Source organism: Symbiopectobacterium sp., assembly GCF_047692315.1.
Classification (GTDB): domain Bacteria; phylum Pseudomonadota; class Gammaproteobacteria; order Enterobacterales; family Enterobacteriaceae; genus Symbiopectobacterium.
In genome coordinates, this window is record NZ_JBLLJS010000020.1 from 241,256 (window position 1) to 261,642 (window position 20,387).

Consider the following 20,387-nt stretch of genomic DNA (forward strand, 5'->3'; position numbering starts at 1 on the left):
GAATTAGCCGCCCAGCATGGTGATGGATGCAGGTAATACAGCGTAAAGAAGCAGCATAAAGGCCATGGCGACCAAAGGAATGGCCAGCGTTAGCATACCGACCGGACCATACGCCTGTTTATGGCTGACACCGCATACACTCAGTACGTTAATAATCAATCCGTTAAATGGCGGGGACTCATGCAGGCCATGGTCGCCACGCGGTGCAATGCGCCCTGATCCACCACCGCCGCCGGAAACATAGAGACAATCAGCGGCATGGCAATACTGAGCGCACCAGAGCCGGAACCGCTGATAAACACCAGCGCGCCAACGGCAATCGCGGTGACCATCAACGGGCTCAGCCCGGAATGTGCGATCGCCTGAAAGGATTCCTGAAACGCAGGCAGCTTCATGACCAGCGCACCGAAACCGACGATTACCGCGGTGTTAAACAGAGAAACCACGCCTTCCATGGTGCCTGCGGCCAGGTTGCCAATAATCTCTTTCCAGTTGAGATAGCGAGCGTAAATAATCAGTGCAGAAACGATGGCGCAAAACAGCGCAATTGCCGGATCCCATTTCAAAATGTTCAGCACCGACAGCAAAAGCAGCATCGGCAGCAGCGCAATGATCACATGGGGCTGCGGCTTATCTTTTGCCGCACTTTGCGGGGCATTGCTTTTCCCGGCGGTGGCATCGTCATCCACCCACCGGCTTTCACTTTGCGAAACAGCCATGACAGATAAAAGATCACCAGTGTCGCCTGAAAAACAGCCGTCAATAATCCTGGCACTAACCCCGCGGTGGCTGAGGTGCCGAGAAACTTCATCGGGATCAGGTTCTGGATTTGCGGCGAGTCCGGCATGATCATGACAAAGGTGCCCGCACCGGCAAAATAGACGGCGGGGATCAGCCTGCGCGGCAAATTGGCTTTTTTGAACATGCTGACCATCATTGAGTAGACGGTGAACAGCGCCACAAACACCGAGACGCCGCCATACGCCAGGATGGCACAGGCCGCCACCAAGGAGGGGATCACCGCCCTTTCACCAAATTTACCGATAATGAACGATGCCACGCTGTCAGCCGCACCGCTGATGGCCGTCAGCTTGCCGAATATTACCCCCAGTACGAAGATAAAGAAGAAGGCACCGAAGTAGCTGCCAAGCCCCGTGGTGTAAATTTTTAATATCGCATCCAGCGGATTCAGGCCATCTGGCGTGGTTAACCATGCCGTCACGGCTAAAAACAGGCTGGCGGTAAAGACAGAAATAAAGATGTGTATGCCTTTTATACACATCACCATCAAAATAATTAATCCGAGAATCAAACAGAAAATACCCATGATATTCTCTCTTCTATTTATCAGAGTCAGAGATGATTAAATTAAACTACCATTCACCTTCGTTGAACGCGGTTTTATTAATTTACCAATCGTCGCGCATTAATTTATGCCGACAGCACATCGGCAAAAGTCTGTAACGCCGTGCGCGCCTGCTCGTAACTTTTTGTTTGTTGATCGATTTTGATAATAATGGAGGGGATACCTTCCTTATCGAGCTGTTTTTTGATAATGGGTGCATCAAATTCTTCCGGATCGCAAAACTTGGTTAACAGATACACCACGCCCTGCGCATTATTTTTCCGCACCATGTCGACCAACAAACTGCCACGTTTCTTCTCGAGATCGTGTAGCAATGAGCACCCTTCGAGCTGAGCAATCTGCAAGGCTAAGCGGCGGTAGGGATCGCTGTCAGGAGGAACATCTTGCCGGAACTGGCGGGATTCGTGAGCCACTTCATCGACCACGATCGCCATATGATTGTCGGCAAAAATTTGCAGAATAGCAGGGCTGTCCGCAATGATGCCGGTCACCACAATGTTATGACCATCCCACTGCTCTGTTAGCAATTCTGTGCACAGCGCAATCATCTCACGCACACGCTGGGTGTGTTCGACCACGTCCATGAAATAGCCGCTTTTTATCACGGTGTTACGCATCAGCGGGCTAATGGTACGCGGATAGCGAGCGGCAACCTGTGAGAACTCACGCAGCGCTGCACGATGCTGATTAAACAGTTCAATGGCCCGATCGAGCGCGTCCGGCGTGACAGACTGTCCAGATATCTGCCCTAACTGCTGGGCGATACGCTGATACTGTTCAGTCAAAAACGCAATACCGGCTGGCATGGCGCGATTCTGCGGATGCACCAGTTGGATAAAGGGCACCTGCGGCACCCCTACCTTCCAGTTTTGCCCCAGGCATTTCAGGGTGTCACATAAAACCGGAATCATCACCGCCGACAGTTTATTCAGTGCATGATCCAGCCCCAATTCCAGCGTTGACAGCGCCAGCGCACAGTAAAACGGCGGGAAGTATTTCTTGGCCTCCGAGATCTCCTTCCCTTCTGCACCCCACAGTCCGAACGGCACCATGCCTGCAGCATAAACGATTTCATTCGGGGTATACTCCGGAAAACAGCCGGCAACCTGTTTACCACTTTTCAGCAGCGCATTGAGCTGCTTGCCAGGGTTATTGACGATGTCCTGCAACTGTTCAATTTTTTGATTTACGCATTCCATCACAAACCCCCTTTGTGTGCAGCAGCTTTATTGGCAGCCATAATTTCCGTCAGTGCCTCGATGCAAGTAACGTATTGCGCTTCGGAGAAGCCGCGCGGATCGGCCTGATCGCCATCAAACGTGACAGTGGGGATGTTCAGCTCGTGACGAATGCGGCGCTCAATCTCTGGCATAATGCCGCTCCACAGCTTGCAGCTGCGGTTGACGTGAATGATCGCGCCGTCAATGTGGTTCTGGCGGCCCACGTTCAATGCGCATGTCTGCCGCACGTTCCACCGACACGCAGTTAGGCACGTAAGAGTAAGCGCGCATCATTTCGTCGCTGTTTTGGTAAATCACGCCAAACGCCGTGGCGTACACCGTGGCGGTAACGTTGATTCCCCGCTCTTTCAACGGGGTGGACGTGGCGCGCAGACTGCCACCGCATGTGATTAAACAGATCGAAACCGTTCATTGGTGAAGGTTGGTACTGACAATATTCCGCCGCTTTTAGCCAGGCGCGACCAGTGCGTTGCGATATTTCACACACTTCCTTGAACCGTTGTTCTGAGTACGAGCGCCCGGTGATTTCGGCCAGGCGCGTAAAAGCGTCGTCAAACTGCGCCTTGATATAGCGCACCGTGGCGTCATCGATGTCGTAGTCATTTTTGAACGGGATATCAATCAGGATCAGTGGGATATTCAATTCATAGGCAATATTTTCATACCACTTGATCATGCAATTGCAGATGTTGTTGCAGCACAGCAGAAAATCCGGCTGTGGCATATCCATCTCTTCGCAGTGCTTGATATCCGCGTAGGAAAGGCTGATGCGGGCATAGGCACAAATATCGTTGGAATACCCCAGACTCTCGGCATGTTCGCACATGCGCAGGCCGCCGCCTTTCGCCGCGATAGCTGCCGCCTGATTTTCTGGATACACCACCGGGATATCCAATGTTTCCGCAATCTCCTGGGGGAAGTTGGAGGCACACCAGCCGATTTTTTCACCGCGATTTTTCGCATCCCAGGCCCGTTGATAAGCCTGAGCAGCGATGTTCTGTAATTTTTTCTTTGCCGGAACAGGTTCCGGCGTTTGAGGGGTTACATTGCTCATAGATGTGTTCCTGAAAGAGGTGCGTCGCTCGCGAGTAACGCGCTGCACGCTTCAAACGCATAAATAGCCTCTCCTATCGCCCCGTTATATTGTGATAATGGCGATGTCTTGATGGGAGCACCCAATTCCTGACTGACATAGCGAACCACTTCAAAATTCTTCGCTACACCACCGGTCATGATGACCGGTTGTTCAATACCGACGCGTTTTGCCAGCCCGGCAATGCGGCTGGCAACGGATTTGTGAATACCATTGATGATGTCGGGGATGGTTTCGTTATTGGCGAGATGTGAGATCACTTCGGATTCAGAAAATACCGTACAGGTTGAGCTGATGGTGACCCGCTTTTGTGACTGTGCACCAAGCGCCGCAAGTTCGTCGATGCGAGTCTCCAGCACCCGTGACATGACATCGAGAAAACGCCCGGTGCCCGCTGCACACTTATCGTTCATGACAAAATTAAGCAGGCGCCCCTGCCCGTCCATATGCAAGGCTTTGACATCTTGCCCACCGATATCAATTACCGTTTTAACACAAGGAAACAGATAGTTGGCACCTTTGGCATGACAACTGAGCTCGCTGACCTCCTTGTTGGCGTCCTTGAGGGAATTGCGACCATAGCTGGTGGCGCACACCCAACGGATATCGCTGCGGGCACCGCCATACAGGCGCAACACTTCCGCTATCGATTTTTCCGGTCCGGACGTACCCGCCCCAACCGCAAACAAGGATTGTGCGACGATCTCTGTTCCGTTACGCATGATGATGCATTTCGAGGCGGACGAACCGATATCCACCCCCATGGTAAGTATCTCTTGCATACAGCCTCTCTTCGGTACTGACCTGTTCCGATGACACAACCGCCGCGTTAGCTATTCCCGCCAGACGCCGACATCCTTGCTGGCTTCCAGTTTGGCAATCTCATCCGCGCTGTAACCGAGTTCCTGCAGAATGGCCGGCGTGTCTTCACCCAGCAATGGGCCACGCTGGTAGTCCGGCAGGCCGCTTTCCAGGAAGCTGATGGGCGGGCGTACCAGCGCCTTTTCACTGCCGTTGGCGTACTGCATGCGATATAAGGTATCGATGGCCCAGGCCTGCTTATCTTCCAATACCTCTTCCCACAGTTGCGCCACGCTGAAGGGAATGTCGTTGGCCATAAAGATTTCGCGCCACTCTTTGACGGTTTTCTGCGCCATCTGCTGCCAGATGATGTCGTAGAGTTCGGGTGAACGTTTGTGTTTGGCGACTTCTTGCAGGTGGGTGTAGCGTGGATCTTGCGCCAGATCCTCACGACCTATGCAGGTGATAAATTTGCTGTAATAGGCGTCATATACCGGCATGCAAATCTGGATAAAGCGGTCATCTTTGGTCTTGTAGGCCAAAATAAACGGGCTGGTAGTAGTGCGGCGATCGATAGAATAAGGCTGACCATATTCTTTGTACTGCGCTGCCTGGATCATGATCGCCTGAGTGTAGATCGAGGTATGCAGCAAGTTGGTGGAAACATACTCGCCTTCACCGGTATTTTTAGCATGGATATAGGCTGCCAGCACCCCAGACACCAGCGCCATGGCGCACTGGTGATCACCTAAACCTGGGATCACGTTCATCGGCACTGTACCTTTCTGATACAGTGAACCCAGAATACCGCCACGCGCATAAAACGCGGTATAGTCAAATCCCGGCAAATCCTGATCCGGCCCAGTGTCGCCATAACCGGTTACACAGGCATAAACCAGATGGGGAAATTTTTGTTTCAGGGTTTCATAATCCAAACCGGCGCGTTCGCGCGCTTTTGGCCGCCAGTTAGTGAGCAGAATGTCAGCCTTCTCCAGCAGTTGAAATAATATCTTCTGTCCGGTCGCCGTTTTGGTGTTCAGTGCAATGCCACGTTTATTGGCATTCTCCAAATCGAAGGTAGTGTTTTCATGCTGGTCTAGAGGACGGCCTTCCGTCGGCGCGGTGTAACGTAAATTATCCCCGTCCAGCGATTCTATTTTAATCACGTTAGCGCCCATGTCCGCCAGAATACGCCCGGCGGCAGGCACGGCGATAAATGTCGCCAGTTCTACCACGGTAACGCCCGTTAATGCTTTTGCTTCGCCATACTTTTCTCCTTAATCGATTATTTTAGCTCACGGCATAATGTGTGAAATAGCGTTATTCCCAACCGCGAATTTATTACTTTTCGCTGACCTCTGCGGCACGGGTTAATAATTTCAACTGCTGAACATCAATCTTCCCACAGGGGGTATAAGGAAACTGCGCTAAAAAATGAAATTGCACGGGGATCTTGTAACGCGCCAACTGTGGAATTAAAAAATCACGCAGCATTGATTCCGTGATATGATAACCGGATTTAACGCTGAGCGCAGCAATAATTTCCTCTCCCAGCGCCTCCGATGCGATGCCAAATACCTTAACGCTCTCAATGCCCGGATATTCTAAAATCGCTTCTTCTATTTCTCGTGGACTGATATTTTCGCCACCACGCACGATTATCTCTTTTAGGCGATAGGAATAATGCAAATAACCCTCGGCATCCATAAAGCCGACATCGCCGGTATGCAGCCATCCTTCACTGTCGAGAACAGCACGGGTTTGTTCCAGGGCATCGTCGTAGTCCTGCATCACGTGAAATCCGCGTGAACAAATTTCCCCCGATACTCCCGTTGAGCAAAGCGCGCCGGTTTTGGTATGGATAATTTTTATTTCAACAAAAGGCAGCGGTTTACCAACCGAAAAGCATTTGACTACCAGCGGATCGTTAAACAACGTTTGAGTGCAACAGGGGGACGTTTCTGTCTGCCCGTACGAAACGGCAAGATGCTGCATGCCAAGACGCTGCGTAATGTCCGAGATCAGACGCGGCGAGCAGTAGGCCCCAGCTACAATGCCTTTATCCAGGCTGGAAACATCATACTGAGAGAAGGCATCGTGCTGCATCAGGAGACTGAAAATAGTGGGAACACCGTACAAAACCGTGCAACGATAACGCTCGATCGCCTTTAGCACCGCCTCGGCGCTGTAGTTGTCCAGCAATACGATTTTGCATCCCTGATGCAGGGCAAACAGCAGTCCGGAAGAGAGCCCGAAGCAATGAAACAGCGGCACTGCCAGACACAGCGTATCCGCGTGCGTCACTCCCAAACGCTGAGTAGAGAACAGCGCATTATTAATAACGCTATAATGACTGAGCATCACCCTTTTGGGTGCCGCAGTGCTGCCGGAAGTCAGTTGCAGTGTCAGCAGATCGCGGCTTTGTACCTTAGCCTGCGCCTGCTGATAAACAGCAGGTGGCAGCGTGCTGCCGAGCGCTTTTATTTCTGCCAGCGGCAATGCGGGAAAAATGGCGTTTTTTCCTAAGGCAACGGTTAAGCGCAGGCGCCCCAATGAGGCATCCTGCATCAGCTCAGCGACGACCGCAGGAAAATCGTTATATCTAAAACCGTCAGAGAAGCACAGGGCGTCAATATGCGTTAAGCGAATTAAATTCAGGATTTCTCTTTTCTGGAACTGAAAATTAAGACCAACCGTTACCACGCCGATGTTGGCCGCAGCTAAAAAGCAGATAATCCACTCAACGCTATTTGCCGACCAAATGCCCAGTCGATCGCCTTTTTTTAATCCGGCCACCAAAAATCCGCACGCTACCTGTTGCACCTCGTTATTTAATTCTTGCCAGGTAAGCGATGCTCCGCTGTGTGAGGTTATCAATGCTACACCAGCAGGATTACGTATTGCTGCTTTATTTAAACACTCGCCAACGGTTGCAGTTAATAAATGCATAACATACCTATTAAATACCGTTCTCATTCCGGGAAGGATTATTCTCCTTCTCATTTCAATACGTTCATTGTGAAAGCAGCCTCTTACGTCTTCTTGGTAAATTGCGAACTTTTTTTCGTCATTTTTATCAAACAATGAAATTTGTGACTTATCTCTACATTCGATTTGCGCGGAGGAAAATAATGAATAACGTGGACTGGCTGTAGGTTTGACATGAGTAAAATAAAGCGCTTCAGTGAGCGCAATGTGAAAGGATTGTAATAAGTAAATATAAGCAGGATTTATTATTTTTAACCGTGCCTATTAATATAACCAGAAATAAAGAACTCAATGTTTAACTTATGAGACAATGATTCATTTTTAAAGTAAGCGCGCTTGATTTTTATGCTGAACAACGATAGACCACATAAATAATATGTCTTTTATGAAGGCAAACGTGATGAGAGGCATTTTTACAACGCAGGACATTCCTGACCGTGAGCGCTTTGGTACTTTCAGGGATACCGTGAAGGGACGCTTTCTCTCCTCGTATGAGTGCTGTATGAGTGCGCCCCCAACCCAATCGCGCTTTTATGCCAATATTACGGAACGGCGAGTGCTCGATCTTCAGTTTCTGCAATTGGAATCGAACGGCCACCGCGCCACCAGCACACCGCGTTCGCAGGGGATGAATCAGGAGGGGGATTTCTACATCGAATTACAGCGCTCCGGCTCCAGCCAACTTTCACAAGATGGCCGCACAGCATTTTTACGTCAGGGAGATTTTTGCTTTTTTGACATGTCGAGACCAGTAACCTGGTCTTTTGATGACTACTCGTTATTCAAGATTTTGATCCCAAGAGAGAAATTTTCCAATCGTCTGGGCAATACGCAAAACCTCACCGCCAAAGCAATACGCGGCAACAGCGTGACCGGTGCGCTGGTGTACAGTTTTATTCTTAAATACGTGCCATTTCTGGATGCGATCCCGCCGCTGCATGCACAGCACCTGGCGGATATTCTGCTAAATTTGATCGCCACCTCGCTGAGCGAGCTAAGCATGACGGCACCAACGCAGAGTATGGGGCACTCAACCCTGTTTTATATTGCGCAGCAGTATCTGGAAAAGCATCTGTCCGACCCGCAACTGAGCGTCAATGAATGTACCAGTGCCTGTGGCATCTCGGTGCGCTCGTTGCAAAAGCTGTTTCAGGAACAGGGCACGTCAGTGAATCGTTGGGTACATCAGCAGAGACTGGAGCGCTACAAAGCTGCGCTCATGAACCCGCTGATGGCGGATAAAAATATCACCCAAATCGCTTACGACTGTGGGTTTAACGATATATCCAACCTTAGCCGTCGCTTTAAAGCTGAGTTTATGGTGACACCCTCGGAATACCGCAAGATGCACGCCATGCGTCGGCCATACCGCGCAGCGGCCATAGCCTAGGTATTGCCCTGAGGTCATCGGCAGGATGCCCACTCACAGATAAAACGAAATTGGCGCAACCACCTGCACCTGACCATCGCTGTTCAGTTCATGCGGCGGCAGTGCAGGCAGCGGCGCTGCGCGTTTAACGATTTCCAACGCTTCGTTATCCAGAATACGGTTGCCGGACATCGTGACAATCGCGGCTTCAATCACCTGACCTTGCGCATTCAACACCATGCTGACATGACTAATCCCCGTCGCCCGATAGCGTAATGCGGCGCGAGGATAACGTTTGAATTTAGCCAAATGCGTATGCAACAAGCTCTCCCAGCCCACCTGTCCGCTGATCGCCTGCTGGGCCGCACTGGTAAAATTGGCGGCACTGCGCGTTGCCTCTCCGGCGCTGTACGCCGACGTCGCAGGTGCGCTTTCCGTGACTTGAGGAGCCGGTTCATTATGCACCTCAGGCTGTATCTCTTTTTTCTGCGGACGCGGTTTTTCACGTACTTTGACACGTTTTTCCAGCGTCCCCTGTGCCACGACCGGCAAGGTATCCAGCACGGGATCGTCGGGTTGTTCCTGCTGCTGACGCGGTTCAGGCGCTGAAAAAACCTGTTTCGGCCCTTCAACAACCTGAGGCAGCGCTTTTTCCAATTGGTAGGTTCCCAACTGAACACTGACCACGGGCGGCAACGCCCCTTTTTGATTTTGAATCGCACGCGTTGACCAAAAAACGGCAATCGCTACCACAGTCAGATGAAACAGAATACTGGCGGCAGAACCACCAAGATAAAAACGTCGGGGAAGGGGGAAAACGCCTATGCTGCTCATTGCCTCTGCTCGCCATGCCTCATTATCCGTTGTAGCGATGTTGACCAACTTGTTGCTGCAGCGTAAGGGCTTAATACTTTCTTTACAGAAGATTATAGACACAACGCGAATGCAAATAATATTTATTACGCATCATACCCAATAAAATTAAGAAACGATCGCCATTCGCGCCGAAAACGGCACGCTAGCAATGTTTAAGAGCGTTCTTTCATGCTTTTTTATCAATACACCAGGCAAATGACTATAAACAAACCGTTGCGGCATTTTATCGGCAATGCCTATCAATCAACCAATCATCAATTGGAACGGTTTTTCCAGAAGCATTTGGGAAACAGCCACGATGCCAGCGATCTGTCACAAGATGTGTTCGCCAAATGGCTCAACCGGCGTGAAGATACGCCGGTACAGGAATCCCGCGCGTTTCTGTTTAAAATCGCCAACAATGTGCTGATTGATTATTGGCATCGCCATCAGAAGCAGGAACAGCTGCAATCGCCCATGGAGGAGGGGGCGCATCTGAACCACGTGGTTTCCGTCTCAGACGATCCCGCCGAGGTGCTGAATCACCAGCAACGCTTGCAGCGTTTGTACGATGCCATCGAGACGCTTCCGCCGCGCCAGCGGGAAGCGTTTGTTCTTTGTCGATTTGATGGCCTGTCGCAAAGTGAAATTGCTGAAAAAATGGATATTTCTGTCAGTATGGTAGAAAAACATATCGCCCGAGCCATGTTGCATTGCAAGCGCTATGTGGAAAATGCGGTACACAGTGAGGAAGAACAATGAGCACAGGGCCTGACGTGCAGACAGACCCGCTATCAGCGGCGGATATTGACGAGCAGGCGGCGCTGTGGTTTGCGCGTAGCCAAAACCGCCGCATGCCCCGCACGCAGCGTCAGGCGCTGGAAGCCTGGCTGGCGCGCTCTGCGCAACATCGACAAGCTTTCGAGAGTATGGTCGCTATCTGGCGAGATGCCGCCGCACTCCCCCGCCCCGCGCTGGCTTCCCGCCCAACCACTCGGCGGTTTACGTAGGGATTTCGCCCGTTAAAGCATCTTGCCGCGGGACTGTTGATGCTGTTCGCGCTGGTGTTGCCCTACAGCCAGTGGCCCACACTGCTGCAGGACAACATGACATTGGCAACCGCTGGCCAACCGCAGACTCTCCAGCTCTCTGACGGCAGCCGCATCATGCTTAACCGGAATTCGCGCTTACGTGTTGCCTATCAGCGCGATCAGCGTCTGGTGTGGCTGGACGCAGGCGAGGCTTACTTTACCGTTAGTACCAACCCAAATCGCCCTTTTTACGTCGAGATCGATGGGCGTCCGTCGTCGGCACTGCTTTTGATATCCGTAAAGCGGGAGAACAGGTATCCGTCGCAGTCTCTCAAGGTGTGGTTGCTGTTACCACCGCGCTCAATGCCCCTCAGACGTTACTGCACGCGGGAGACAGTGCTACCAGTTACGCACGCGGAGACACACTCACAGTGAATCCGGTGGATGAGACGAAGCCAAAGCGTACTACCGGACCTGGTATCGACCTGAGCGCATGGCACTGATCATCGTTGGTGAGCTGGATCAATAGGCGATAAAAAACGCCATTTCGCGTTATTTCGCGTTATTCCGCTGCAACATCTGCTCAACCAGCCACGCCTGATAGCCCTGAATGGCAACGTTTCTCGCCGCAATCTGCGCTATTGGTGTCGCCGATTTTTGACCGCGAATATGGCGATCGGGTGATCCAATTCTCTTTACAGAGCGATGCCATAGCTCCGCTAAATACCGCGGCAGGGCAGCGAGACGATCTGCTGGACAATTTGTGGATCCCCATCCTCAACCAACGTCTTGCCGTATTGGTGGACAACGGCGATCTCCCTTCCGCATCGGTCAACGAGCAAGGGGCATTGCTTGATGAAAAACGGCGCCAGCAGTTGATGATTGTGCGCCCTTCAGGACAGGATTATCAGGGAGCACTGCGCCTGCTCTGGACGGAATTGCAGCGTATGGCGACATCACCAGTCAGCGACGATGAACTTAATGGCGTGCGTCAGCGCCTGCTGGCCAAGCTCAGCCAGCAAGCCGCCACTCAGCAACGTTACCAGAATGACTATTTGGCCGATCAGATCACCACGGCGTTAGCCTTCCAGATGCCGTTGTTTGACAAAAAGCAGCAGCTTTTTATGACCCATGCGCTGATCAAAGACGTCAAGCCTGCCGATCTGCAACGCCATGTCGCCGCGTTTCTCGATAGCGCATCACCTCGTTTGGCGCTTATCGGCCCAGATGGCGACAGTGCCGCCTTCCAGCCTCAGGCATTCACCACGCTCTGGCAGCAAATACGCCGCTCACAGCCCGGCCCCTTTGTGCTTCAAGCCCGTGCGGTTGAATTAAATCTGCCCGCGCCGCCCGCCGGAAATGTCACTGCCTGTCAGGCACTGCCGTTAGACAATACCGAGCAGTGGACGCTGGGTAATCGCATTAATGTCATCGTGAAAAGCGACAAGGCGCTGCAAGACGATGTGCAGCTGTCGTTGCGCATTCCCGGTGGCCGCTCTCTGGAAACCGAGGAGACGCCCGGCCTGGTTGAATGGGCGCTAAGACTGCCGGAAAGCAGCGGTTACGGAACATACAGCAGCCGCGAACTCGCGCTGTTTGGCAGGCAACACAACCTCACGCTCCAGCCTTACAGCGAGTTGTTGTATCACGGCTATCGCGGCAGTGCGCCCGCTGATGAGTTGGAAACATTGCTAAAACTGCTCTACCTGAAAATCACCCAGCCCCAGTTCAACGGGCAAAAACTGGAACAGTACAAGGCCAGTTTTGCTTCCTCGTTGAGTCGTATGCCAGTGGAACGCCAGTTTTTGGATAACATTAACCGTGAAAGCTACCTGCATGGCGATCGTCTGACTATCAGCCCTGAAGGAAATTGGCGACAGTTCACCGCCTACCAGCTTCAGCAAAGTCATAAACAGCTGTTGGGCGCAACGCAGGATATGACGCTGGTGATTGCGGGGGCAGTAAGATGTGCAAAAAGTGAAAGCAGCAGTAGAGCGCTGGATCGCTGCATTACCGGCCACAGAACAACGTCTGCACTGGCGCGATGTGGGCATTCGCCCCAAAATGAGCTCCTAGACCAAAACCTATCCGATCGCCAGTTCAGATAAGAGCATGATCAGCATACAGTTCGCCGCCCCAGCCCAGTGGTCGCCTCAAGAGGTCGTCGCGCTGCAACTGTTAGATACTATCGTCAGCCAACTCTTACGGTTTGCACTGCGTGAGCAGGCGAGTGGCATTTATGCACTGGGCTTCTCCTCCATGCTCGCCAAGCTGCCAGTACCCTATTACACCGGCAGATTGAATTTTACCACCGCACCGGAACGTGCAGAGGAAATGACACGCCTGACCCAGAGGGTGATCGCGGCGCTGCGCCAGCAAGGTGTGACGGAGAAAGAGCTAAAAGAAGCAAAAAATATCTGGCGCACCGAAAAGCAGCCCACCTGGCAGAGCGCGAGTTTCTGGGCCGATACGCTGGCACAAACGGCGGCGGATGATAAAAACTTTGCCCGTCTGGATCAGGAACTCATTATCTGGCATCGCCTTTCCGTTGCAGACATCAATCGGGCGGCGACACGATATCTCGGGCAGAACGAAAAAATCTTTATGTTAACGCGCCGTGAGAGAGCGATGACTCACACGATTTATCCCAAATGTGTGGGTTGAGCGATATCCAATATTGACGAAAACCCAAATGTGGTCCACATTCAGATCATGTTGGGGGTTATTCATGACTAGACATCTCGTGATACAACATCCCTCTGTGATAGGCCCCGCGATATTTCAAATAAACGACAGGAGTCGCCATGAGAGTCGAAACCATCAGCTATATTAAAAAGCACGCGGCTGCACTTGAACTTTCGGAGCCTATTTTGGTTACCAAAAATGGCATTCCAGCCTATATAATTGAGTCTTTTGAAGAAAGAAAGCAACGCGATGATGCGATCGCACTGTTAAAACTGCTGACAATTTCCGAAAAAGATCTCACAGAAGAGCGGGTATTTGCACGCGACGAATTATTGGATGGCATTTAATATTGCAATGACAGGGAGTCAGTATGACCACAACGCAGAAGGCAGGGATCGATGTCATCTACACGGAAACAGCAAAATTTTGTGTGAATAAAATAGCGTTCTTCTTGCGCAGTAATAATATCGATCCCCGCCCTGTTTTACGGCTTGCTGTTCAAGAGGTTGAAAATAAAGTCTTTGCATTTCCTTTAAGCTGTCCTATCTCACCGCAGTTGTCCAAATTGGGCTGCATGAAATACCGTGAATGTAATACAGAAAGCGGTTATCGGTTCTTTTATTCCATCAACAATGCACAAAAAATGATTGTCGTACATGTCATTCAGGCACAGCGCGAAGACATTCAACAGCTTCTCTTCGATCGTATCATTGCACGCTGAGGTGGATGCCAAGTAGGGGCACAAGGTGCACGACCATAAGGCGATTCACGAGAAACTCGGTCAGCGCATACCCAATAGTGCTCAGCATGTTACCAGAAGAAATCCACCTTCTGCTTCAACAAACTTCTTGGCATATAATCGTTCAGCCCCACAGTTCTGCAATATTCGATCAAGCCATTTAGCGACGTGGTTTGCGCTTTGATACAAATGCCGTTCAAGAGGTTTTGCACAGTGCGATAGGAAAGGCACGGTCTGCTGGCAATTTCTTTTGCCGTGAGCCGCTGAATGGCATAAAAAATGATTTCCAGCTCACGCTCAGTGAAAATATCGACTGATGGCGTTAGCGTGATAACGGAGGGTTTAAGATTATTGAAAAAGTCATAGACCGAATAGAAGTTAAATTCTTTGGCATAAAACGTCGTCCCTAACACGTTGCCATCGCTATCGTGTATTGGGAATTTTGCGCAATACCAAGGTGCAAGTATCCCATCACGACCAAAATGTGCCGTTTCGATAATTTCAGCCCCCTCTTTACTCTGTTCTGCTTTTCTATCGTGCTCTTGTAACTCCGGGGCTAGCTCACTCCAGGATACCGGAATTTCTGAATCCAGCCGTCCTTCAAAATCAAACCCTTTAGGAATGTTGCAAAAGTTCATCGCGGCTTGATTCATATAAACAAATTTTGATTCGTTGTTTTTTATTCCCCAGGGAATCGATACATGTTCCATAACAGAAATAAGGGGAATACTTTCGAGAGAATCAAGCACGATGGTTTTCTTCTCTTTGCTCTTGCCATCATCCATACCGGCCTCCATTACAGGGTCAATCAGAACGCTATCTCACGGTATCAAAATTATCATTATTATAAGACCACAAAAAATCCCTAGTGTTAGTCTATTGCATTTAACAATAGCACTGTGGTCACCAGAGGATAGAGAACAATATACTCAATACGCCGCTATAACTTCAACATCTCACAAATAATTTATCATTAGTTGACGTTACCCTTCTTATTCAACATTAAAAAGTGAAATATATTTTAATAAATAATCTGATAAACTGATTAATAGCATGTAAATAATATGACATGGAACAGACGCAACAGAGTGATAATAAAGGGCAGGACAAGACTGCCCCCACACGGTTATTTTAATAACCGAGCCTTACAGCTTTTTCCTTTGATTTTACCTTTAAGCAGCTGCTGCAACGCACGTTTGGCACTGGCCTTGCGAATTGCCACGTAAGCATGCACCGGGAACATATCAATTTTACCGACTTCTGCCGCCGTTAATCCGGCGTCACCGGTTAATGCACCAAGGATATCGCCCGGGCGAATTTTCGCCTTCTTGCCACCATCAATGCACAGCGTCATCATTTCTGGCTCAAGCGTAGCTTCGGCATTACGAACAAGGGAACTTGCTGAAGCCCATTCAATTTTGATGCCCAGCACGTCTTCCAGCAGGTTCACACGTGCTATTTCCTGCGACGTACACAGACTGACTGCTACGCCCTGCTGACCAGCACGCCCTGTACGACCGATGCGGTGCACATGCACTTCTGGATCGAACGCCAGTTCAAAATTGACCACCAGTTCCAGATCTTTAATATCCAGACCGCGCGCCGCCACATCGGTGGCGACCAGCACGCGACAGCTGCGGTTGGCAAAGCGCACCAAAACCTGATCGCGATCGCGCTGCTCGAGATCGCCGTGCAACGCCAGCACGCTAATACCTCGCGCCTCCAGCGTTTCGAACACGCTCTGGCAATCGCGTTTGGTGTTGCAGAACACCACGCAAGAACGGGGTTGATGGTGATTCAGAACGGCAACTAACAGCGGTAAACGCTGTTGCTGCGTGGTCTCGTAGAAATACTGATCAATCGCGGGTGCGTTTTCATCGTCCGTCACATCCACGCGCAGCGGCTCGCGCTGCACACGGGCGCTGATCTGTTCGATCTCCTGCGGATAGGTAGCGGAAAACAGCAGGGTTTGCCGCTCGGGCGAGGTATAGGAAATCACATCATCAATTGCGTCGCTAAACCCCATATCCAGCATACGATCGGCTTCATCCAGCACCAACACTTTGAGGTTGTCCAGCAACAGGGATTGCTTGCGCAGATGTTCCTGAAGCCGCCCCGGCGTTCCCACCACAATGTGCGGAGCATGCACCAGCGAATCAAGTTGCGGCCCCATCGGTTGGCCGCCGCACAACGTCAGGATTTTGATATTCCGCGTAAAGCGCGCCAGACGGCGCAGCTCTTTGCTTACCTGATCCGCCAGTTCACGCGTGGGGCAGAGCACCAGTGCCTGAGTGGTAAAAACACTCACTACGATGCGATTCAACAATCCAATACCAAATGACGCCGTTTTCCCACTACCGGTCTTCGCTTTAGCACACACATCCGCACCGCTTAACACGGCAGGCAACGCGTCCGCCTGAACGGGCGTCATTTCTCTATAGCCCAGTTTATCAAGATTAGTTAGCTGCTCCGCAGGCAGCGCCAGAGAAGAAAAAGAAGTTGTACTCACAGTGATTGCTCTACCAACGGCGACAAATGAAAGGCACGCTGTCATCAGGCACAGCGCATGTGAGCCGCAATCATAGCAGAATTTGTCATGATTAACCGATTTACCACGTCAGGCCAACGCGGTAAACCCGTTACTTACCAGAAAATCCTGCCCTTGCGGTGACAAGATAGCGTCAGCCAGCAGACGCGCCTCCTGCCTGACAGGGTTCAACAGTGCCAGCATATATTCTGCTGTGATGCTGTAGGGCGGCGGCACGACCACTACGTGTAAATCCGGCTGGTTCAGCAATAGCGGCAAATAGCTGGAATAGCTGATGTGCATATCACTCTGCCCACTTCGGATCAGATAACTCCCTGCGGTCATCCCCGGTGGGACATTGTGCGTCATCGAGCCGCCCACCAGCGGTTTGGCCTTGTCGCGCAGTAACGTGCCGGTGCCGGGATGCAGTTGTTCAATACGTTCAAACAGTTGAAAAGCGTAATCGCCACCGGGATCGTTTCCTGGCGTTGACGTTGAGAGTACAAATCGGGCGTCACACAGCGCTGACAGCCAGTGCTGTGACGTCAACGCCGGCACATTGCGCATCGCAATGCACAGGTGATTGCGGGTAAAGACCACAGTGTCCTGTGCCAGCCCCAGCATTTTCAATCGCATAGGGTGAGCGCAGTTTGCCGATGCAAACAGATCGACCTCATCCCTCAGCTCAATTTTCTCACTCAACAGCCCCGCCGGGCCGAAGGTTGTCACCACATCCAGCGAATGGCGTTCGCAAAATGCGGCCAGCAGCGGTGTCAATGCGTTACGCAAGCTGCCCGCTGCATAGAGGCGTAAAGGAAGGGTCATCGCGGCTCCGTTAAGGTAAATAGGGGGATCAGTGCCTGATAAGGCTGCTGCGAATGCATCTCTAGCGTTACCTGTCGCACTGGAATACCGTACAGGCGGGTCAGGTTCTCTTCTGTCACCACCGTATCGCGGCTACCGTAGAGGTACTGTTTGTCTGCCATCAGCAACAGCGCCTGCTGTGCGATTGCCAGCGCATGAGAGGGGTCGTGCGTGGTAAGTAAAATACACAGCCCTTGCTCACGCGCCAAATGTGTCAGCAATTGCAGCACCTGTGCCTGATTATGCAAATCCAGCGCTGCTGTCGGTTCATCGAGGATCAGCGTCTGGCATTCCGAGGCCAGTGCGCGAGCTATCAACACCAGTTGCCGCTGCCCACCAGACAGAGCGCTAAAATCACTCTCGGCCAGCGTCGCGATACCCAGCATCTCCAGCGCACGATGCGCCGCTGCGATATCTTGCGCCGTGGGCAGGGAAAACAGCGCAATTCGTCCCGCGCGTCCCATCAGTACCATATCCAGCACGCTGTAGGAGAAGGGCGGCGTAAAGAGCTGCGGCACAAAACCAATCGCGTCTTCCCGTTGCACCGTCCCCGTTAGCGGCGAAAGATCGCCGAGCAGCGTATGCAACAATGTGGTTTTTCCCCGACCGTTAGCGCCCAAAATGGCGGTGATTTCCCCGGCCCGGCAGCACAAATCGAGCGGCGGGAAAAACGGTTCTCCCGTGCGATATCCATACTCCAGAGCCTGTGTTGATAATCTAATCAGTGACATATTATCAACCTCTCCGTTGCCGTTGCGTTTTATACAGCAGTACGGCAAACAGCGGTGCGCCCAAAATTGCCGTAAGAATACCCAACGGGATCTCTGCGTCACTGAGCGTGCGCGCCAAATCGTTCACCAGTACCATAAATCCGCCGCCAAGCCAGAATGATACCGGCAATAAACGCCGGTGATCGGCCCCCGCCAGCATGCGCGCCACGTGAGGGATAACCAGCCCAATCCAGCCAATACTGCCGCTTACTGCCACCTGTGCAGCCACCACTGCCGCACACAGGCTCAGCGCCAGCCAGCATACCGGCTGCACCGCTATGCCCAGAGTGCGCGCATCCTGCTCTCCCATTGATAGCACGTTGATGTGCCAACGCAGGCTCAACAACAGTCCACCCGCCAGACAGAGCGGCAGCGCCAATGTGACCAGTTTGTCCCAATGTGCGGTCGCGAAACTCCCCAACAGCCAAAACACAATGCTCGGCAATTTTTATTCGGTATCAGCCAGATATTGCATCAGACTGACCAGTGCGCCGAAAAAGCCGCTGATGATGACACCCGCCAGTATCAGGATGAGGACGTTCTGCTTGCCCAAAGCGGCAGCCATCATGAAAACCAGCAGCAAGGCTGTCATGCCAAAAGTGAACGTCGAGAACAGCAGAAACAGTGGCGTCCAACTTAACAAGATCGCCGGCGTGCCGCCAAACGCAGCACCGGCAGAGACGCCAATAATGTGTGGATCAACCAGTGGGTTACGGAACACGCCTTGCAGTGTGGCACCGCTCAGGGCTAACCCTGCTCCGGCACACAGGGCGAGTAGCACCCGAGGTAAGCGCACACTCCACACCACCTGACGTTCAATGTCACTCAGCGTCGGATTGCTGTCGGACAAAGGCTCGACAAGTATCTGTACAATCCGCCACGGGGAAAGGCCATATCGCCCCACCCCCAATGAGCACAGGGCAATCAGCAACGTCCCCACCACCACTGCCAGCAGCGTAATACGATAGCGTTGAGCCGTCATTGTGCTGCTGGATTTTCCGCGCGGTAATCTATACGGTAGAAGCGCTGGTAATAGTCATTCGCGGCTTTTTGCATATCTACATCGGCAACGCGTTCAGGATAGAGCTTTTTCGCCATCCATAATTCGCCAACGGCTAACGCTTCCGGCATCGGATATCCCCATGCTTTAGCGTATTCCGGCATCAAATAGACCCGATGCTGTTTCACCGCATCAATAGCCTGCCAGGCCGGGTCGTTCATGATTTGCTGCACCACATCTGGGTAGCGATCTTGCACGAAAATTACCTGTGGATTCCAGGCCAGCACATTCTCAATCGAGACCTGTTTGAAGCCTTTGATTGATGCTGCCGCCACGTTCATGGCACCGGCGTGAGACATCATCAAGCCGGTGTATTTTCCTGAGCCGTAGGTCGTCAGATCGGGGTTGGCCATATAAACGCGAATGCGCTTCTCTTCAGGGATAGAAGCGATGTGGGCACTGACTTTTTCCCGTTCGCTAAAGGTATAGTTGATGAGCGCTTCCGCCTGTTTCTGGCGCTCCACCACTTCACCGATCAAGAGGATGCCGGTTTTAAGTCCTTCGTTATACACCGTATTCTCATCGCTCATGGTCGGGTTGATTTTGTCAGCCTCCCCTGGCTTGTCCTGACGCAGGGAGATCTCCACCACGGGAATACCCGCGCGTTCAATCTGCGAGATCATTTCCGGCGGCGCATAGTTGGCAACAAATACGACCTGCGGCTCAAGTTTCAGCAGGCTTTCAATATTGACCTGCGTAAGATCGCCCGGCATCGGTAAATTCGCCAACTGTGGTGCGAGACGCAGATAGCTGTCCCCTAATTGCTTTTTCCAACTGGACAGCACGCCGACCACGCTCTGTTGCGCATCCAACTGCACCAGCAGATTCAGCGTTTGATGCTGCAATACCACCACGCGATTAACGTGATCGGGGATCGTGACGTTACGCCCTAACTGATCGGTGACCTGACGCGCCGCCCACGCAGAGGAAAACGCCACGAGCAGCCGACAACCCCGAGTGTATAACTTATTTTCTTTATCATGTTGATGTCCTGGTGT

The 20,387-nt window shown here is 51.8% G+C and carries 22 protein-coding genes and 3 pseudogenes; 9 read left to right on the forward strand and 16 right to left on the reverse strand.

The genetic code is table 11. The annotated features are described in order from the left end of the window. Positions 1-3: 3 nt before the first annotated feature. The 9 genes and pseudogenes from ACMZI0_RS10725 to ACMZI0_RS10765 all read right to left on the reverse strand — a co-directional run bounded on the left by ACMZI0_RS10725 (position 4) and on the right by ACMZI0_RS10765 (position 7,504). Complete coding sequence (locus ACMZI0_RS10725; RefSeq protein ID WP_415672929.1) at positions 4-159, reverse strand: hypothetical protein; 156 nt, start codon at positions 157-159, stop codon at positions 4-6. After that, positions 156-617, reverse strand: coding sequence for a hypothetical protein (locus tag ACMZI0_RS10730; protein ID WP_415672930.1), 462 nt, complete (start codon positions 615-617; stop codon positions 156-158). Before ACMZI0_RS10730 ends, ACMZI0_RS10725 begins: the two co-directional genes overlap by 4 nt. After that, a complete protein-coding gene (locus ACMZI0_RS10735) occupies positions 614-1,327 on the reverse strand; it encodes a GntP family permease (RefSeq protein WP_415672931.1) in 714 nt (237 codons plus the stop codon). Before ACMZI0_RS10735 ends, ACMZI0_RS10730 begins: the two co-directional genes overlap by 4 nt. A 104-nt stretch (positions 1,328-1,431) precedes the next feature. After that, entirely contained in the window at positions 1,432-2,565 is a 1,134-nt protein-coding gene (locus ACMZI0_RS10740) for a 2-hydroxyacyl-CoA dehydratase subunit D (RefSeq protein ID WP_415672932.1), read from the reverse strand. Then, the gene (locus tag ACMZI0_RS10745; protein WP_415672933.1) at positions 2,565-2,834 is read right to left on the reverse strand and encodes a 2-hydroxyacyl-CoA dehydratase; all 270 of its coding nucleotides are present in this window, start codon (positions 2,832-2,834) and stop codon (positions 2,565-2,567) included. Before ACMZI0_RS10745 ends, ACMZI0_RS10740 begins: the two co-directional genes overlap by 1 nt. Before the next feature lie 17 nt (positions 2,835-2,851). Next, positions 2,852-3,661 carry a 2-hydroxyacyl-CoA dehydratase subunit D gene (locus ACMZI0_RS10750; protein ID WP_415672934.1) on the reverse strand — a complete coding sequence of 270 codons (810 nt, stop codon included), beginning with the start codon at positions 3,659-3,661 and terminating at the stop codon, positions 2,852-2,854. Beyond that, positions 3,658-4,482 carry an acyl-CoA dehydratase activase gene (locus ACMZI0_RS10755; protein WP_415672935.1) on the reverse strand — a complete coding sequence of 275 codons (825 nt, stop codon included), beginning with the start codon at positions 4,480-4,482 and terminating at the stop codon, positions 3,658-3,660. The genes ACMZI0_RS10750 and ACMZI0_RS10755 overlap by 4 nt, the downstream gene beginning before the upstream one ends. A gap of 51 nt (positions 4,483-4,533) precedes the next feature. Further along, positions 4,534-5,739: pseudogene (locus tag ACMZI0_RS10760) on the reverse strand (CaiB/BaiF CoA transferase family protein); the annotation flags it as partial. Positions 5,740-5,842: 103 nt separating this feature from the next. Continuing rightward, the gene (locus ACMZI0_RS10765) at positions 5,843-7,504 is read right to left on the reverse strand and encodes an AMP-binding protein (RefSeq protein ID WP_415672936.1); all 1,662 of its coding nucleotides are present in this window, start codon (positions 7,502-7,504) and stop codon (positions 5,843-5,845) included. A gap of 385 nt (positions 7,505-7,889) precedes the next feature. Here ACMZI0_RS10765 and ACMZI0_RS10770 point away from each other — a divergent pair, with 385 nt between their 5' ends. After that, positions 7,890-8,879: a helix-turn-helix domain-containing protein gene (locus ACMZI0_RS10770; protein WP_415672937.1), complete on the forward strand. Its 990-nt coding sequence runs from the start codon at positions 7,890-7,892 to the stop codon at positions 8,877-8,879. A gap of 33 nt (positions 8,880-8,912) precedes the next feature. Here ACMZI0_RS10770 and ACMZI0_RS10775 read toward each other — a convergent pair whose 3' ends face one another. After that, complete coding sequence (locus tag ACMZI0_RS10775) at positions 8,913-9,692, reverse strand: TonB family protein (protein ID WP_415672938.1); 780 nt, start codon at positions 9,690-9,692, stop codon at positions 8,913-8,915. Positions 9,693-9,929: 237 nt separating this feature from the next. Between ACMZI0_RS10775 and ACMZI0_RS10780 the strand changes: the two genes are divergently transcribed. From ACMZI0_RS10780 to ACMZI0_RS10815, 8 genes and pseudogenes are all read left to right on the forward strand, one after another. Then, positions 9,930-10,475 (forward strand): RNA polymerase sigma factor, encoded by a 546-nt coding sequence (locus tag ACMZI0_RS10780; RefSeq protein WP_415672939.1) that lies wholly within the window; start codon positions 9,930-9,932, stop codon positions 10,473-10,475. Further along, positions 10,472-10,723: a FecR/PupR family sigma factor regulator gene (locus ACMZI0_RS10785; protein WP_415672940.1), complete on the forward strand. Its 252-nt coding sequence runs from the start codon at positions 10,472-10,474 to the stop codon at positions 10,721-10,723. Before ACMZI0_RS10780 ends, ACMZI0_RS10785 begins: the two co-directional genes overlap by 4 nt. Before the next feature lie 39 nt (positions 10,724-10,762). Further along, complete coding sequence (locus tag ACMZI0_RS10790; protein WP_415672941.1) at positions 10,763-11,179, forward strand: FecR domain-containing protein; 417 nt, start codon at positions 10,763-10,765, stop codon at positions 11,177-11,179. Between the two features lie 22 nt (positions 11,180-11,201). Continuing rightward, positions 11,202-11,273, forward strand: a pseudogene (locus tag ACMZI0_RS10795) (insulinase family protein); the annotation flags it as partial. A 115-nt stretch (positions 11,274-11,388) separates the two neighbouring features. After that, entirely contained in the window at positions 11,389-12,852 is a 1,464-nt protein-coding gene (locus tag ACMZI0_RS10800) for a hypothetical protein (RefSeq protein WP_415672942.1), read from the forward strand. 4 nt (positions 12,853-12,856) lie between these two features. Beyond that, positions 12,857-13,408: an insulinase family protein gene (locus ACMZI0_RS10805; RefSeq protein ID WP_415672943.1), complete on the forward strand. Its 552-nt coding sequence runs from the start codon at positions 12,857-12,859 to the stop codon at positions 13,406-13,408. 140 nt (positions 13,409-13,548) lie between these two features. After that, positions 13,549-13,776: a type II toxin-antitoxin system Phd/YefM family antitoxin gene (locus ACMZI0_RS10810; RefSeq protein ID WP_415672944.1), complete on the forward strand. Its 228-nt coding sequence runs from the start codon at positions 13,549-13,551 to the stop codon at positions 13,774-13,776. Between the two features lie 23 nt (positions 13,777-13,799). After that, positions 13,800-14,150 (forward strand): type II toxin-antitoxin system RelE/ParE family toxin, encoded by a 351-nt coding sequence (locus ACMZI0_RS10815; protein WP_415672945.1) that lies wholly within the window; start codon positions 13,800-13,802, stop codon positions 14,148-14,150. A gap of 89 nt (positions 14,151-14,239) precedes the next feature. Here ACMZI0_RS10815 and ACMZI0_RS10820 read toward each other — a convergent pair whose 3' ends face one another. From ACMZI0_RS10820 to ACMZI0_RS10845, 6 genes and pseudogenes are all read right to left on the reverse strand, one after another. Further along, positions 14,240-14,953 carry a helix-turn-helix transcriptional regulator gene (locus tag ACMZI0_RS10820; RefSeq protein WP_415672946.1) on the reverse strand — a complete coding sequence of 238 codons (714 nt, stop codon included), beginning with the start codon at positions 14,951-14,953 and terminating at the stop codon, positions 14,240-14,242. Between the two features lie 341 nt (positions 14,954-15,294). Then, positions 15,295-16,677 carry an ATP-dependent RNA helicase DbpA gene (gene dbpA / locus ACMZI0_RS10825; protein WP_415672947.1) on the reverse strand — a complete coding sequence of 461 codons (1,383 nt, stop codon included), beginning with the start codon at positions 16,675-16,677 and terminating at the stop codon, positions 15,295-15,297. Positions 16,678-16,785: 108 nt separating this feature from the next. Beyond that, positions 16,786-17,520: a molybdate ABC transporter substrate-binding protein gene (locus ACMZI0_RS10830; RefSeq protein ID WP_415672948.1), complete on the reverse strand. Its 735-nt coding sequence runs from the start codon at positions 17,518-17,520 to the stop codon at positions 16,786-16,788. Next, positions 17,517-18,290 (reverse strand): ABC transporter ATP-binding protein, encoded by a 774-nt coding sequence (locus tag ACMZI0_RS10835; RefSeq protein ID WP_415672949.1) that lies wholly within the window; start codon positions 18,288-18,290, stop codon positions 17,517-17,519. Before ACMZI0_RS10835 ends, ACMZI0_RS10830 begins: the two co-directional genes overlap by 4 nt. A gap of 4 nt (positions 18,291-18,294) precedes the next feature. Further along, positions 18,295-19,311 (reverse strand): annotated as a pseudogene (locus tag ACMZI0_RS10840) (FecCD family ABC transporter permease). Continuing rightward, positions 19,308-20,333 (reverse strand): ABC transporter substrate-binding protein, encoded by a 1,026-nt coding sequence (locus tag ACMZI0_RS10845; RefSeq protein ID WP_415672978.1) that lies wholly within the window; start codon positions 20,331-20,333, stop codon positions 19,308-19,310. Before ACMZI0_RS10845 ends, ACMZI0_RS10840 begins: the two are co-directional and overlap by 4 nt. Positions 20,334-20,387: the final 54 nt, after the last annotated feature.